Origin of the sequence: Bradyrhizobium xenonodulans, assembly GCF_027594865.1 — a bacterium.
Taxonomy (GTDB): Bacteria; Pseudomonadota; Alphaproteobacteria; order Rhizobiales; family Xanthobacteraceae; genus Bradyrhizobium; species Bradyrhizobium xenonodulans.
The window spans coordinates 2562399-2578313 of sequence record NZ_CP089391.1 but is presented as its reverse complement, the minus strand read 5'-3'; the positions used below and the strand labels follow the sequence as shown (position 1 = coordinate 2578313).

15 protein-coding genes are annotated in these 15915 nt (G+C 65.7%); 4 read left to right on the top strand and 11 right to left on the bottom strand.

Annotation, left to right across the window (positions count from 1 at the left end):
- Positions 1-128: 128 nt before the first annotated feature.
- From I3J27_RS12010 to I3J27_RS11960, 11 genes are all read right to left on the bottom strand, one after another.
- The gene (locus I3J27_RS12010) at positions 129-1709 is read right to left on the bottom strand and encodes a Do family serine endopeptidase (RefSeq protein WP_270169289.1); all 1581 of its coding nucleotides are present in this window, start codon (positions 1707-1709) and stop codon (positions 129-131) included.
- 220 nt (positions 1710-1929) lie between these two features.
- A complete protein-coding gene (locus tag I3J27_RS12005) occupies positions 1930-3273 on the bottom strand; it encodes a methyl-accepting chemotaxis protein (RefSeq protein WP_270169287.1) in 1344 nt (447 codons plus the stop codon).
- A gap of 108 nt (positions 3274-3381) precedes the next feature.
- Positions 3382-3864 carry a cytochrome c-type biogenesis protein gene (locus tag I3J27_RS12000; RefSeq protein ID WP_270169285.1) on the bottom strand — a complete coding sequence of 161 codons (483 nt, stop codon included), beginning with the start codon at positions 3862-3864 and terminating at the stop codon, positions 3382-3384.
- A 4-nt stretch (positions 3865-3868) separates the two neighbouring features.
- Positions 3869-5851: a heme lyase CcmF/NrfE family subunit gene (locus I3J27_RS11995; protein WP_270169283.1), complete on the bottom strand. Its 1983-nt coding sequence runs from the start codon at positions 5849-5851 to the stop codon at positions 3869-3871.
- Positions 5848-6384, bottom strand: a complete 537-nt coding sequence (gene ccmE / locus I3J27_RS11990; protein WP_270169278.1) for a cytochrome c maturation protein CcmE — start codon at positions 6382-6384, stop codon at positions 5848-5850. Before ccmE ends, I3J27_RS11995 begins: the two co-directional genes overlap by 4 nt.
- Positions 6385-6421: 37 nt before the next feature.
- On the bottom strand, positions 6422-7543 hold the full coding sequence (gene ccmI, locus I3J27_RS11985; protein WP_270169272.1) for a c-type cytochrome biogenesis protein CcmI: 1122 nt from the start codon (positions 7541-7543) through the stop codon (positions 6422-6424).
- A gap of 131 nt (positions 7544-7674) precedes the next feature.
- On the bottom strand, positions 7675-7944 hold the full coding sequence (locus tag I3J27_RS11980) for a hypothetical protein (RefSeq protein WP_270169270.1): 270 nt from the start codon (positions 7942-7944) through the stop codon (positions 7675-7677).
- 100 nt (positions 7945-8044) lie between these two features.
- Entirely contained in the window at positions 8045-9448 is a 1404-nt protein-coding gene (locus I3J27_RS11975; RefSeq protein ID WP_270169268.1) for a hypothetical protein, read from the bottom strand.
- Positions 9449-9610: 162 nt separating this feature from the next.
- Positions 9611-10987: an ATP-binding protein gene (locus I3J27_RS11970; protein WP_270169266.1), complete on the bottom strand. Its 1377-nt coding sequence runs from the start codon at positions 10985-10987 to the stop codon at positions 9611-9613.
- 87 nt (positions 10988-11074) lie between these two features.
- Complete coding sequence (locus I3J27_RS11965; RefSeq protein ID WP_011085905.1) at positions 11075-11749, bottom strand: response regulator transcription factor; 675 nt, start codon at positions 11747-11749, stop codon at positions 11075-11077.
- Positions 11750-11989: 240 nt separating this feature from the next.
- Positions 11990-12145 (bottom strand): hypothetical protein, encoded by a 156-nt coding sequence (locus I3J27_RS11960; RefSeq protein WP_165448146.1) that lies wholly within the window; start codon positions 12143-12145, stop codon positions 11990-11992.
- 235 nt (positions 12146-12380) lie between these two features.
- Between I3J27_RS11960 and ku the strand changes: the two genes are divergently transcribed.
- From ku to I3J27_RS11940, 4 genes are all read left to right on the top strand, one after another.
- Positions 12381-13367 (top strand): non-homologous end joining protein Ku, encoded by a 987-nt coding sequence (gene ku / locus I3J27_RS11955; RefSeq protein ID WP_270169243.1) that lies wholly within the window; start codon positions 12381-12383, stop codon positions 13365-13367.
- A gap of 58 nt (positions 13368-13425) precedes the next feature.
- Positions 13426-13662: a hypothetical protein gene (locus I3J27_RS11950; protein ID WP_270169241.1), complete on the top strand. Its 237-nt coding sequence runs from the start codon at positions 13426-13428 to the stop codon at positions 13660-13662.
- A 314-nt stretch (positions 13663-13976) separates the two neighbouring features.
- Positions 13977-14141 (top strand): Flp family type IVb pilin, encoded by a 165-nt coding sequence (locus tag I3J27_RS11945; RefSeq protein ID WP_091890949.1) that lies wholly within the window; start codon positions 13977-13979, stop codon positions 14139-14141.
- Between the two features lie 1028 nt (positions 14142-15169).
- The gene (locus I3J27_RS11940) at positions 15170-15583 is read left to right on the top strand and encodes a hypothetical protein (RefSeq protein WP_270169231.1); all 414 of its coding nucleotides are present in this window, start codon (positions 15170-15172) and stop codon (positions 15581-15583) included.
- The last annotated feature ends 332 nt before the right edge of the window (positions 15584-15915 follow it).

The window sequence follows — 15915 nt, the reverse complement described above, 5'->3', positions numbered from 1 at the left end:
GGAAGGTAGACTGGGGAAGCGAACGTTACGCTGCTCCCCCGAAGGGCGTCGGCGGCGGGGGCGACTGATGCCGGCGACACCCCTCATTTCGGAAGCCTCCTGAAGGCTCAGCCTTGATCAGCCCTTGATTAGCCCTTGGCGATGGGCACGGCGACGAAGCGCGACTGGCCGCCGCTCTTCACGCGCATCAGGACACTGTTCTTGTTGTCGGTCCGCGCCGTGTTGATGGCGTCGCGGACTTCGCCGGCGGTGCTCACGCTCTTGCCGCCGACCTCGAGGATCACGTCGCCTTCCTTGAAGCCGCGTTCGGCCGCGGCGCTCTTCGGATCGACTTCGGTGACGACGACGCCTTCCTTGCCGGCGCCGGCCACGGAGTCGGCGGGCGCGACGGTCATGCCGAGCTTGGGCACGTCGGTGCCGCGGCTCGCACCCTTGCCGCTGTCCTTGTCGGTGTCGGCCTTGGCCTCGACCGTGTTCGGCAGCTGGCCCAGCGTCAGGTTCACGACCTTGTCCTGGCCCTTGTGCAGCACGTTGAGCTTCACGGTCGCGCCGGGCGCCATGCCGCCGATGGTGCGGGCAAGCTCGCGGGCGTCCTTGACGGATTCGCCGTTGACCGACGTGATGACGTCACCGGACTCGATGCCGGCCTTGGCCGCCGGACCGTTCGCCTGCGGCTCCGCCACCAGCGCGCCTTCGGCCTTCTTCATGCCGAGGCTGTCGGCGATATCGGACGTCACGGGCTGGATCTGCACGCCGATCCAGCCGCGGCTGACCGAGCCCTTGTCCTTGAGCTGGGCCACCACGCTCTTCACGGTGCTCGCGGGAATCGAGAACGCGATGCCGACGCTGCCGCCGGAGGGCGAGTAGATCGCGGTGTTGACGCCCATCACTTCGCCGTTGGTGTCGAAGGCCGGACCGCCGGAATTGCCCTTGTTCACGGGCGCGTCGATCTGGATGAAATCGTCATACGGGCCGTTGCCGATGTCGCGGCCGCTGGCCGAGACGATGCCCGCGGTCACGGTGCCGCCGAGGCCGAAGGGATTGCCGACCGCCAGCACCCAGTCGCCGATCCGCGGCTTGCTGTCGGCGAGCTTGGCGAACGGGAAGTTCGTGCTGCCCTCGACCTTGATCAAGGCGAGGTCGGTGCGCTGGTCGGTGCCGATCACCTTCGCGGTGTAGGTCTTGCCGTCGTCGGTCGTGACCTCGACCTTGTCGGCGCCGTCGACCACGTGGTTGTTGGTCACGGCAAAGCCGTCAGCCGAGATGAAGAAGCCGGAGCCCTGGCCCTGCACGACGCGACCACGACCACCGCCCTTCAAACCCGGGATGCCATCCGGACCGCCGAAGCGGCGGAAGAAGCGCTCCATCGGCGAGCCCGGCTGGAACGGCGACGACGAATCATCGCCATCGTCGTTGCTCGCGGTCTTTTCCTTCATGTTGACCTTCACCGAGATCACCGACGGTTTCACGCGCTCGACGACGTCGGCGAAGCCGACCGGACGCTCGACCTTCCGGACCTCGTTGTTGACCTGCGCATGCGCCGGGCTGGAGAACAGGTCGACAGGCGAGGTCGACGGGCTGAAGCCGTGGACGGCAATCCCGAGGCCGGCGACGACCGAGGCCATCAACGCGATCCTGCGCGCGGAGAAAACCGACCGGCGGGGTTGCCGGTAGGACGGAAGGTTCGTGAGGTCGATACGGTCGCTCATGCGGGGATCTCCAGGGCCTTGAATTCTGTTGGTGCCGGATGGCAGCACCTTACGGACCTGAAGATGGGGGCTCCCGCCTTACCGTGCGCTGGCGGCGGGGTTAAACTTTTGTAATGAAGAGCCACGCGAATGCGGCAGTTTAGCGCAGGCGGAAAATCGTGGACTGACAGGAACTTAATCGAGTTCCCGTGAGCGGGGCCGACGCGCGTTTTTGACGCCTTCAGCTCGCCCTGACGCTGACGATGAATTCGTCGACTTCCCGCTTCAGGGTTGCGGCCTGCTGCGACAGATCGACCGCGGAATCGCGCGCCTCGGCGGCCATGCGCCCGGTCTCGGCCGACGTCGAGGTGATCTGGACGATGTGATTGGAGACGTCGAGCGTCCCGTGTGCGGCGTCCTGCGCGCTGCTTGTGATGTCCTGCGTGGCGTTGCGCTGCTGGGCGGTGTCGACCTCGATGCCGGACATGATCGACGAGATATCCGACAGCGTCTTCGAGATGCCGTCGATCGCGCCGCGCGTCTCCGCGGTGATGCCCTGGATGCTGGCGACGTGCGAGGTGATCTCCTCGGTCGCCTTGCTGGTCTGGTGCGCGAGGCTCTTCACCTCGGAAGCGACCACCGCAAAACCCTTGCCGGCTTCGCCAGCCCGCGCCGCCTCGATGGTCGCGTTGAGCGCCAGCAGGTTGGTCTGCGAGGCGATTGCCTGCACGAGCTGCACGACCTCGCCGATCTTGTCGGCGGCGTCCGACAGCGTGTGGATGGTATCGCGGCTCTTCTCGGCCTGGGACGTTGCGCCTTCGGCCCGCTGGGTCGCGTCGGTGACGCGGCGGCTGATCGTGCCGATCGAATTGGTCATCGCCTCGGCCGAGCCCGCGACCGTCTGGACGCTGGCGCTGGCCTGGCTTGCCGCGCTCGCCACCGCATTGGCCTTGCTGCTGGTGTCGTTGGCCGTCCGCGACAGGGTCTCGGCATTGCTCTTCAGATGCGCCGCCGACGAGGCTACGCTGTCGACGACGCCGGCAACGAGATCGTTGAAGCGCTTGATCCGCGCATCGAGGAATTTCGACCGCTCGGCCTGGTGCTGCGCCTCGTGGAGTTGCTGCTCCGTCAGGCGCCGCCGCTCGAGGCCGCTGGTCTTGAACACCTCCAGCGCACCGGCGAGCAGGCCGATCTCGTTGGTGCCGCCGAGGCCCGGCACCGGTGTGTCGAACTTCTGGTCGGCGACCTCACGCATGGCATGCACGATCGCCGCCAAGGGGTTGAGAATGCCGTTGCGCACCGCGAACCAGGTGGTGAGACAGATCGCAACGGCGACCACCGCGATCACGCCACAGGCGATCAGGAACCAGGAGAATGCCGTCTGCGCCTGCTGATAGATCAGCATCGCATGATCGCGCGCCGGACCGCTCAGCGCGGCGAAGTCCGACGACAGGCTGGTGATCTCGTTGTTGAGATAGAGCACCGCGACGAAACCGGTACCGCCGCCGATGCCCAGCAGGAACAATAATGCAGCGACGACGGCGCCGACCAGGAAGCGGATCGTCAGATTGCTGTTCGTGAACATCGCTGCGGACTCAAAAGTCTGGAATCGAATCTCGCGACAAGCTTCCAGACAAAGGTCAACAGAGCATGAAACAGGCTGCCGCAGGCGGCCTAGGTATCATTACTTAGGTCAGGAGGACTTTGGCTCTTCCGACATCAAGGCGGCGAGCCGCGCTTCTTCCTCGGGCGTGAGCGGCAGAGCTGGTACGTCTGCACCGCTTCGCGCGCGCCGGCGGATTTGCAGCCACAGCACCAGGCCGCCGCCAATCAGCAGCAGCGGCGCGAGCAGCCACAACAGCATGGTCTGCCGCTCGAAGCGCGGCTTGAGCAGCACGAACTCGCCGTAGCGCGCGACCAGGAAGTCGAGCACCTGCGAATTGCTGTCGCCGGCCGCGATGCGTTCGCGCACCAGCAGCCGCAGATCGCGCGCCAGCGGCGCATCGGAATCGTCGATCGACTGGTTCTGGCAGACCATGCAGCGCAGCTCGCGCGACAGGTCGCGCGCGCGCGACTCCTTCACGAGATCCGACATGATCTCGTCGGGCTGCACGGCGTGCGCCGCAGGCAAGGCCAGCAGCATCAGCGCGAGGATCGTAGCCATCATCCGCCGCATCGGATCACTCCGCCGGCTGGAGGCGCTGCTTGGCCCGCGCCGGCTTCGGCGCGCCGACCCGCAGGCGCCGGTCGGACAGCGACAGCACGCCGCCGAACGCCATCAGCACCGGTCCCCACCAGATCATGAGCACCAGTGGCTTGTGATAGATGCGGACCGCAATGGCGCCCTCCGCGGTGGCGTCGCCGAGCGAGACGTAGAGCTGGCTCGCGCCGCGCGTCAGCAGCGCGGCCTCGGTGGTCGAGGAGCCGCGTGTCGTGAAGCTGCGCTTGGACGGCGTCATGACGCTGATCTTCTCGCCGTCGCGGCTGACGTTGAACTCGGCGATCATCTCGCGGAAGTTCGGCCCCTGGCGCGAAAACAGGCCGTCGAGCTTGAGATCGTAGCCGGCGACATGGGCGACGTCGTTCTGCTTCATCGTCGCGATATATTCGCTGTTCCAGGTGGTCTCGCACACGATCCCGATCAGCGCGACGCCGAGGCCGGCATGCGCGAACGTGGTGCCCCAGGCCGAGCGCGGCAGGCCGCGCGCCCGGTGCAGCACCGTGGCGAACGGCAGCCGCACGAGGCCGGTCCGCTCGACGAGGTCGGTGACGGCGCCGGCGATGACGAAGATGCCAAGCCCGATCGCGAGCGGCGCCAGCGTAGCGCCGCCGCTGGCCCAGCCCCAGACGATGGCGACGGCAACGAGGCCGGCAACGCCCGCCGCGAGCAGGCGCTGGGTCACGCCGAGCAGATCGCCGCGCTTCCATGCCAGCATCGGCCCGAACGGCACGGCGAGCAGCAGGAGCGTGAACAACGGCACGAAGGTGAGATTGTAGAAGGGAGCACCGACCGACATCTTGAAATCGGCCAGCATCTCCATCGCCAGCGGATAGAGCGTGCCGAACAGCACGACTGCGCAGGCGACGGTGAGCAGCAAATTGTTCAGCACCAGCGCGCCCTCGCGCGAGATCGGCGCGAACAGCCCGCCCTGCTTCAGCGAGGTCGCGCGACCGGCAAACAGCGACAGGCTGCCGCCGATGAACAGGCAAAGGATCAGCAGGATGAACACGCCGCGGGTCGGATCGGTGGCGAAGGCGTGCACCGAGGTGATGACGCCCGAGCGCACCAGGAAGGTGCCGAGCAGCGACAGCGAGAAGGTCAGGATCGACAGCAGGATGGTCCAGACCTTCAGCGCGTTGCGCTTCTCCATCACCAGCGCCGAGTGCAACAGCGCCGTGCCGGCAAGCCACGGCATCAGCGAGGCGTTCTCGACCGGATCCCAGAACCACCAGCCGCCCCAGCCGAGCTCGTAATAGGCCCAGTAAGAGCCCATCGCGATGCCGAGCGTCAGAAAGATCCAGGCGACCAGCGTCCACGGCCGCACCCAGCGCGCCCAGGCCGCATCGATTCGTCCCTCCATCAGCGCCGCGATCGCGAAGGAGAACGAGATCGAGAACCCGACATAGCCGAGATAGAGCATCGGCGGATGCACGGCGAGACCGATGTCCTGAAGCACCGGGTTGAGATCGCGTCCCTCGATCGGCGGGCTCGCGATGCGCAGGAACGGGTTCGAGGTCACCAGGATGAAGAGATAGAAGGCGCTGGCGATCCAGGCCTGCACGGCCAGCACACGCGCGCGCAGCGACAGCGGCAAATTGTTGCCGAAGGCGGCGACCAATCCGCCGAACAGCGCGAGGATCGACACCCACAGCAGCATCGAGCCTTCATGGTTTCCCCAGACGCCGGTGATCTTGTAGAGCAGCGGCTTCATCGAGTGGGAATTCTCGTAGACGTTGGCGACGGAGAAATCCGAGTCGACGTGCAGCATCACCAGCGCGACGAACGACGCACCGACGAACAGGAGCTGCGCCAGCGCCGTCGAGCGCGCCACGTTCATCAGCGCGTCATCGCGCAAGCGCGCGCCGATCAGGGGCACGATGGACTGGATCAGCGCCAATCCAAGCGCCAGCACCAGTGCGTAATGTCCTGACTCCGCGATCACCGCACCGCTCCTACCGGATTGCCCTGTGCGGTCGTTGCCGCAGGCTTGGCGTCAGAAGGCTTGACGTCAGAAGGTTTGGCGCCACCCGAAGCCTTGTCGTAATCGTCCTTCCAGTGCCCCTGCTTCTTCAGGGCATCGGCGACGTCCTTGGGCATGTAGGTTTCGTCGTGCTTGGCGAGCACGGTGTCGGCCTTGAACACGCCGTTGGCGTCGAGCACGCCCTCGGCGACGACGCCCTGCCCTTCGCGGAACAGATCGGGCAGGATGCCCTTGTAGGCGACGGGCAGCTTGGCGTTGCCGTCGGCGACCTCGAAGCTCACCGCAAGATTGTCGCCGCGCTGAAGCGAGCCGGGCTGCACCAGGCCGCCGAGGCGAAACCGCTTGCCCGGCGCAACGTGCTTCTCGGCGACCATGGTCGGGGTCGAGAAGAACACGATGGAGTCGCGCAGGGCGTTGAGCACCAGCGCGGCCGCGAGCGCGAGCACGGCGAGCGAGCCGCCGATGATGGTCATACGTCGCTGCTTGCGCGTCATGGCGTGTCCGTTTCCTGCTCGTCCCGTCCCGAGATCATCATCCGTCGAGCCCGAGCGTCTTGAGGCCTTCATTGAGCTGGCGTAGCCGCCCGGCATCGTTGGCGACCGCCTGGCGGGCATCCGTCGATGCCCCCATCGCCTTGACGCGATCACCCATCACGAGATAGGCGCGCACCAGGCGGAGCCAGCCCTCGACGTCGTCGCCGTTCTGCTTGAGGCGTGTGGCGAGCCGTTCGACCATGCCCCGGACCATCGCATTGCGATCGCCCTCGTTCATGTCCTTGGACGCCGCGATCGTCTCGTCCGACAGCGCCGGCATCGTACCGCCGCCGACCCGCGCCAGCGAAGACTGCACCAGGGGACGCCACGGCGCGTCCACAGGGGCTTTCGCCAGCAGCGCACGCCAGATGTTGGCGGCATCGTCCTTGCGACCGTCCTGCTCAGCGGCAAGACCGAGAAAATAGTTCGCCTTGGGATCGTCGGCGTTGAGCGCATGGGCGCGCTCGAACTCGCTCTTCGCCTCCGCAGTCACGACACCGTTCGCGGCGGCCGCGATCGCCTCGCCGAGATCGGACCGGCGCTCCGGACTCTCGCCGTTATAGGTGAGCGCGTTGCGATAGGCGCGCACCGCTTCGTCGAATCGGCCGAGCCGCTCCAGCACCGGCGCGAGCACGTTCCAGCCGCGTCCGTCGGTCGGATTCTTTTCCAGATGTTGCTCAACCTGCACGACGAGGTTCTCGAGCGATTGCATACCCGACCCGGATTCGCGGGCCCGCTGCGCCAGGGGAAAATCCTGAAGCCGGGGCGAGCCGAGCGGCATGTAGACGCCGATCGCAACCAGCGGCAGGCCGGCGAGCGCGAGCACGGCCGCCGCGCGGCGCCATTTGACGCTCGATTTCGGCGCGGTTGCCGGTTCGCTGGCGGCTGCGGCGAGCAGCCGGCGGCTGATCTCGACGCGCGCGGCCTCGGCTTCGGGGGCTGCGATCAATCCCGCGGCGAGATCGCGCTCGACCTCGGCCAGCTGATCCTTGTAGACCGCGACTTCTCCGCCATGATTTTGGCTGCCATGATTTTGCGCGCGTCCGCTACGGCCGAGCGGCAGAAGCACGGCGAAAATCGCCGCGACCGTCATCAGCGCGAACACGAACCATAGCGTCATCTGGCAAGCTTCCGGCGGCGCGCGAACTGCGCCCATAGGTGGCTTTACACCACGGCCGGACGATGCGGCAATTGACAATTGTCAATTCGGCGCGACCGGGCACGGTCCCGAAACGGTGAAAATCCAACGGCTTAGCCGATCTCGAAGTCCACGCTTTGAGCGGCGTCCTCGCCGTGCCCGTTGAAGGCCCGCAGGAAATATGTTCCCGGCTCGATGGCGTCAGGCAATCTGATGCGCAATGCCCCGACGGGAACGGGGGATGCAACCCTGGTGACCGTTTCAGGCAGCTGCCGACCGCTTGCCTTCTCGACCAGCACCACCTTCGCGCCGACCATCAGCCTTTGATATTTGGCAACAACGACGCGGTTCTCGATTTCGATGGAGCTGATAAGAGGTTTCATGCGCCCACAGATAGAAATTGCAAAAACTTGCACGGGGACCGTAGGGCTCACCACGCACACCGTCAACTTAAAATTGCGACTGCGAAATTATGCGCCTTGATCAGCTCGCGCGCGACGATTTGCGCTCGCCCGTGGCCGCGTTCTCCGCGGCGCGGCTCATCAGCGAGGCGTAATCGTCGCCGAACAGCACTTGGCAGAAGCGGATCGCAGCCTGCACCTGCTGCTGCCGATAGGTGCGGACCTTGTGATCTGCGGCGCGCAGCGACTGCACCAGCTGCTCGGTCGACCGTTCCACATATTGCTGAAGGTCGGAATAGGTGCGCAGCGTCACCTCGTTGATCGCAAGCTCGCTGGCATAGTTGCGGCAGGTTGCGACGAAATCGATCAGCGCCACGGTTTCCTCGACCTCGGTGCTGTCGATCCGCGCGCCGGGCGGAATGTCCTTCTCGGGGCGCTGGCGCAGGATACGGCGGACGCGGCCTGGAACGCTGTCGATCTCCGATTGCAACGCATTGGAGATGTCGGCGCGGATCGAGGTCAGCTGCTTGCCCCAGGCGGAATCGTTGCGCAGGTCGAGCTCCGTGCGCAGGCCGCGCACGCCGTCATGCAACGCCTTGAGATTGTCGGCGACGTTGTCGAAATGGCCGCGCTTGATGTCCATGCGCAACGCGGCCGCGACACAGGACAAATCATGCAGCGCGATCGTGACAGCGACGCCATAGGGCGTCGCCGCGACGCGGATCTCGTCGTCGGACGCGGCGATCTTGATGGCAAGGCGGATGATCTGCCACCGCGCGGTCATCCGCTGCACGACGATCGACAACGCGAAGGGCAGCATCTGCGGCGTCTGGAGGACGGGAATGTTGAGCGTCGCCATCACAGACGCGATCTGCGCATCGCCGAAGGCGCGCAGGAAGCGCGGCAGCTTCTCGTTCAGGGTGGCGATGGCGTCGCGGACCTGGAGCACGGCGCCGATCGAATAGAGGTCCTCGATCACGTTGGGCGGGCCGACGCGGGCGAGCGCGCGCGACCTGTCGCCGCCGCCGGGCCCCGTCAGCGCAAAGATGGCATCCGCGGCGACCGCCTGGAGCTTCGAGGCGAGGGCCTCGACCTGCCCTGCACCGTCGGCGGCCGGCGTGCGGGCCAGCGCCGCCTCGAATTCGTTCACCTTGTCCGGGGCGCCGTCGCGGCCGAGCCATTGCCAGATCGGCTGCAGCGAGGAGCGGCGGATCTGGCCGACCCGGATCGGCGCTCCTGCCTCGACCAGAAATGGTTCCAGCACCTGGAACAGCAACCGCGACAGATCGTCCGTGCGCGGCGGCGGGGCGTCGTCGGCCTCCGTCTTGCGCACGATCTTGCGCAGCTGCTCGAGCACGAGGGTCGCCACAGCCGTGTCCTGGCCGCGTTCGAGCGCGCGCTCGAACTCCCGCATCAGCAGTGCCTGCGACTGCGGCGGGAGCTGCGCGAGATATTCCCTCAGCCGCTCGATCGATGTCTGGCTCATGCGCCCGGGTAATGCACGGTAAAATGGCGGACATGGGAGACGTCCGGGCGCGATCTTATGAGATCCCCACTTAAGAAGCCGTTTAGGAAGTCGCCCTGAAATAGCTCCGGTTTCGTCCGGATCGGGGGCGCCCAGGCGAAATAACCGCGTCGGAACAAAGGATTATATTCCGGGAAGGATGAGCTCCGCCCGCAGGCCCCCGATCGGCGCGCCGCCCAGCGAGAGGTTCCCGCCGTAGAGCGCGGCAAGGTCGGTGACGATCGACAGGCCCAGCCCCGAGCCGGGCTTGGACTCGTCGAGCCGCTGGCCGCGCCGGGAGACCTGGGTGCGCTCGGCCTCCGACAGGCCACGCCCGTCGTCGTCGACGATGATCCGCAGGCGCGGGCCGGCACCCGCCTGGTGCGGCGTCTCGACCAGGACCTCGATGAAGACCCGGGAGGCTGCCCATTTGCAGGCATTGTCGACGAGATTGCCGACCATCTCCTCCAGATCCTGCCGTTCGCCGCGAAATTTCGCCGAGGGATCGGCCTTGGCCTCGACGAGAATGCCGCGGTCGCGGTGGATCTTCTCCATGATCCGCCGCAGCGCCTCGATGACCGGCGCGACCTCCGTCACGGTCGCGACGACCGAGACCCGCGCCGCGATGCGCGCGCGCTCCAGATGATGGGCGACCTGGTCGCGCATCACGTCCGCCTGCTCCATCACCTTGGCCGCGAAGGGGTCGGCGACATGGGCCCCGGCCTCGTTCACGATCACCGAGAGCGGCGTCTTGATCGCGTGGGCGAGATTGCCGACATGGGTGCGCGCGCGCTCGACGATCTCGCGATTGGCCTCGATCAGCGCGTTGGTCTCGCGCGCCAGTGGCGCGATCTCGACGGGGAATTCACCCTCGAGCCGCTCCGCCCGCCCGGAGCGGATGTCGGCAATGGATTCCGAGATGCGCTTGAGCGGGGCGAGGCCGAAGCGGACCTGGAACACGGTGGTCAGCAGCAGCACGATGCCGAGCGCGGTGAAAGTGCCGCCGAGATAGTAATCGAAGCTCCGCGTCTCGTCGAAAATCTCGGTGTCGTCGCCGGCAACGCTGACCAGATATTTGCCGTCCGCGCCGAGATCGACGGGGCGCTCGACCATCCGCAGATTCTGTCCCTCGGGCCCGTCGACATAGGCGAGGCGAATGCCGGCAGCGGTGAGCTCGGTGCCCTGCTCCTCCAGCTTCGGCAGCTTCTTGTCCCACAGCGAGCGCGAGGAGCGCACCTCGGGCTTCTCGGTGTCGGTGCGCGTGATCTGCCAGTACCAGCCGGACAGCGGCAGCTCGAACAGGGGCTCGCCGAGTGACTGGAACTGGCGGTCCGGCGGCTCGTCGGGGGTCGCGACCTCGGCGATCAGGGTGCGCAGATAGAGATTGAGCCGGCGGTCGAAGGCACGCTCGGTGGCGTTCTTGTAGACCGACGACAGCACGACGCCTGTGATGGCCAGAATCACCACGAGCCAAGCCGTCGCCGACAGGAACAGGCGGTTGGCAAGCGAGCTAGCGGCCATCGGAAGGGTCCCGGCAGGCGCAGGATGGCAGGGCGTCGGACGTCATGACCGGACCAAGGCCCCTGTTCGGCCTCCCGTCAAGGGACCTCAGGCGCCCGGCGCCGGCGGCGGGGTCAGCAGATAGCCGAGGCCGCGGACGGTCTGGATGATGTCGACGTCCAGCTTCTTGCGGATGCGGCCGACGAACACCTCGATGGTGTTGGAGTCGCGGTCGAAATCCTGGTCGTAGAGGTGCTCGACCAGCTCGGTGCGGGACACGACGCGCCCGGAATGGTGCATCAAATAGGCCAGAAGCCGATATTCGTGCGAGGTCATCTTGACGGGATTGCCGGAGACGCTGACCCGTCCGGTCCTGGTGTCGAGCGTGACGGGGCCGCAGCTCAATTCGCTCTGGGCATGGCCGGTGGAGCGGCGCAGCAGGGCGCGGATGCGGGCCAGCACCTCCTCCAGATGGAACGGCTTTGCGACATAGTCGTCGGCGCCGGCATCGAACCCCTGCACCTTGTCGCTCCAGCGGTCGCGCGCGGTGAGGATCAGGACCGGCATGGTGCGGCCGTTGCGGCGCCAGGCCTCCAGCACCGAGATGCCGTCCTTCTTCGGCAGGCCGATGTCGAGCACGACGGCGTCGTAGGGCTCGTTGTCGCCGAGATAGTGCCCCTCCTCTCCGTCGAAGGCGCGGTCGACGACGTAACCGGCGTCGGTCAGCGCCTTGGTGAGCTGGCGATTGAGATCGGGGTCGTCCTCAACAACGAGCAGGCGCACGCTTCTCTCCAGACATAGGCCGCATGAACACCGCACCACATGAGCAATTCCGGCGTGAACTGAATATGAACGCGGGGAACCGGATGCGTTACTTTTTGGTCATATCCGATCTGTTCGCGGCAGAAGCGACTGCGCCCGCCAGGCCACCGGACGAACCGGCGGCGTGGCGGGCGCAATGTGCCGCGTTACGCGGCGAGTCGAAAGCCTGAACCTCCTAGGGCGCCTCTTGGGGCCCGGCCGTCAGGTCCGGAAGAACACGAACCAGATGACGGCGAGGATCAGGATCGCAAGCCCGGTCGAGATGGCGAGCAGCGCGGCGACCGACGGCCCAGGTTCGCCCTGGCGCGCCTCGGTTGCAGTTTCGACGATCTGATGCTGGTCTCGCGTGGTTGCCATGATGCCCTCAATCTCTGGATGTCGCCTCCGGTGACCGCGACCTCCTCGCAGCCCACTGTCCCGGGCCAACGCGTGATTGGATACGATGTTCCGGCTTTTGCCTCCCGATGGCGCAGCAACCACGCCCCCGGCGACCGGTTAACGCAGTTGCAGGATTTCATGCCGGACCGTGTATGATTCGCTGTTCCCCGATGGTATCCTCGTAAGTCTGTCCTTGTTGCGTTTGGAGTAGCCCATGGCCCCCCGCGCCAATTGGAAGGGTTTTCTGCGTCTGTCGCTCGTGACCTGTCCGGTCGCGCTGTATCCGGCCACTTCGGATACCGAGAAGGTTTCGTTCAACCAGATCAACCGCAAGACCGGCCACCGGATCAAGTACCTCAAGGTCGACGCCGAGACCGGTGACGAGGTGACGTCCGAGGACATCGTCAAGGGCTACAAGGTCGACACCGACACGTACATCGAAGTCACCAAGGACGAGCTCGACGACATCGCGCTCGATTCCACGCACACGATCGACATCGACGAGTTCGTGCCGAAGACCGACATCGACAACCGCTATCTGATCCGCCCCTATTACCTCGTGCCCGACGGCAAGGTCGGCCACGACGCCTATGCGGTGATCCGCGAGACCATCCGCAGCATGGACAAAGTCGCGATCGGCCGCGTGGTGCTGACCAACCGCGAGCACATCATCGCGCTGGAGCCGCTCGAGAGCGGCCTGATGGGCACGCTGCTGCGCTACCCCTACGAGGTGCGCGGCGAGAAGGAGTATTTCGACGAGATCCAGGACGTGAAGCTGACAAAGGACATGCTCGATCTCGCCAAGCACATCGTCGAGAAGAAATCCGGCGCGTTCGAGCCCGAATTGTTCGAGGATCATTACGAGACCGCGCTGATCGACCTCATCAACAAGAAGCGATCGGGCGCGCCGATCGCGGCAAAGGCCACGCCGAAGACCGGCGGCAACGTCATCAATCTGATGGACGCGCTGAAGAAGAGCATCGCGAACGAGAAGGATGCGCCCGCGGCGAAGGTCGTCAAGGAGACCGTCAAGGGCAAGAAGCCGAAGAAGCGCGTCGAGGGCCAGCGCGAGATGCTGCTGCCGATCTCAGGCAAGGGCGGCAAGGACGCTGCTGCTGCGAAGGCTGCGCCCAAGGACGCGGCGAAGAAGGCCGCCGACAAGCCGGCACGCGCACCGGCGCGGGCCAAGAAGGCCGGATAGACGCATCGACGCCGCCATCGCGCCGTGACGTCACCCCTCACCTCGCGGCCGGCCTGAGATGCCCTGGTCGACGGCGTTCGACGATCCCGTTCGCGTCGATGGCAAGCGCAAGCTGCTGACGCTGCAGCAGGCGGCGGACTACATCATGCGGCTCCCTGCGGACGCACAGCACGAAGCCCACTGGCAGACCGCGATCGAGACCTTGATCAACGCAGCCGAGACCGGCGGCGGCTGGATCATGTTCGCCCGCATCGCGATGTTGCGGGCACTGCATGCGGACGGCCGCGGCGGATGAGCGCCGATCGGCATTCCCCGCAAGCAACGTTGCCGACGGTGACGAACAGGCTCAACAAACCGTTAAGCGGCACGCTCGTTTCCGCTACGTCCTGACGGACGCCGCGGCTGCCGCCCGCCCTTTGCGAGGGTTTGCCGATTTGCATCCATTTGAATGGACCGGTGGAACCTTAACTTAATGAATGCCGTCGTATGTGACGGAAGCGCGACCACCCTGGGCTTATTTCTCCTGGCGCGCAGAAAAATCTATTCGATCGATTTACGAGTCCGAAAACGACGCGGCCATACATTGGATCGGATGAACAGGAGCTGGCAATGAGTTTGCTTAGGTCTTTCCTTGCCGACGAGACTGGCGCCACCGCCATTGAATACGGCCTGATCGCCGCCGGCATCGCGCTGGCCATCGTGACCGTCGTGAACAACACGGGCAGTCAGCTCCTCAACAACAAGTTCAACTCGATCAGTTCGTCGCTGAAGTAACGGGCGCGCTGTCACGGCCGGTCTGGCCTGGCGCGACGTTCATGCATGCGCTGACTTCGGCACGGCCTCAGGCCGCGCTGTGGGCTGTGCTCTCTCCCCGTCACTGCGAACGAAGCGGAGCAATTCAGAGTCCTTCCTGGGAGGGATTCTGGATTGCTTCGTCGCTGCGCTCCTCGCAATGACGGAGTGTGAGCGACCACGCTCCCCTGCCATTCACATTTCAAACAGCAGACGCATCTTCGCGCTCTCGCGGCGGCGTTCGCCCGAGCTTTGCTCTTCGCTTTCGCCCCTCATCAAGAAAGGGCGCAGGGAAGGCCGGGCGCCGGCTGGCACCCGAAGTCCCGTGTGCGGATAAACGCGCACGGTGTGGACCACAGGTGATGCCGGTCGCCCGGCCTTCCCTGCGCGGATGGTTTTAACGGTGTCCTTCGTGCTCTCCCCGGGGAGCGATGCACTATTGCCCCCGTCGCCCTATCGATCGCTGATGCGCGCGCCCGGTCGGGCCGCTGCATCACCACAGGACTTGACGCACAGACCCCGGGCGTCAGGACCACACGACTTCTCCGTCCGCGCACATCTTCGCTCGTATCCTCCACGGCTGGCGTGCGCTCGCCGTCGAGGCCGAACGAAGACGCTGTCAGCGCCGAGTCGTACCGCGCGAGCGGCTGCTCACGGTCTCCCGCCCTGCAACCCACCCGACGCGCCGACGCCGTCGCGGCCACCGCATCCCAACCCGCGTCCCGTGACGGTCGCGAAACGCCCCTCGTGGCGGGCCGGGATGTGCAGGGTTGTACGGCAAAACAGAATTTCCGTAAATACGAATATTTTGAAGGCCGGCGATTGACCCAGCACTGGGGTGTTTTGACCGTCGGGCAGCGCTAGGGATCGTAGCCCGGTCCGCTCGCCATGTCGGACCGAGGCGGGCGACGGCGCTTTGACGGCCATGCGAGTCCTGATACTCTTCTGCATGGCGTCGCGCGACGCGCCATGCCGTCAATCGGTGAACCAGAGACGTTTGAAGGATGCGGATGAGACGCGTGGCGCTCCTGGCTCTCGGCCTCATGTTTGCCGGCATCTGGCCGCACGACGGCGCGAGAGGACAGACTTCGGCCCCTCCGCCGGTCTCGCTTGCGCCGCCCGATGCATCGCCGCCGCGCGCAGGCGCCAAGAATTCGAGACTTCCGCCGGCGACGGCCGGCAGAGCTTCGACATCCGTGATCGGTGAGCCTGCACCGGCGCCAAATCCGGCCGCCGACTACGACGGCTTCAGCGCCGTCGACGACAATGACACGCCGAGCCAGGTGACGCCGCCCGTGAGGTCACGCGCGGCAAAGGGCGGGAAGTCCAATCCGGATGCGAATAGCTCCGCCGATCCCTCATCGATCGATCAGGAAGACGAGGCATTGAAGCGAAAGCTGACGATCTGCAAAAACTGCAAATAGCAACGTTTGGTGCCCGGATGGAGTGCGGCGAAATCCGGGTGCAGTTCCAACAGACGCAATTGCCCTAGATTACGCCTTCGCTCTCGGAGCTACGGCGGATGCTGCGCCCCGGCTACAGCCTGCTGCATCGAACCGACGCTGCTTCGTAGCCCGAATGGAGTGCAGCGAAAACCGGGATCGGCTTCGGCGCACTGTTTCGCCGGCAGGCGCGGCCGCCTTCGCGAAAATCAAGCTGTTCTCAAGAAAAACAGGAGCCCGTCCGAAGGCATCCGTCAAGCCGGCACAGCCATCCCGGCCTACAGACAAGGTCGTCTGCCGTCCGCCCCGGCATC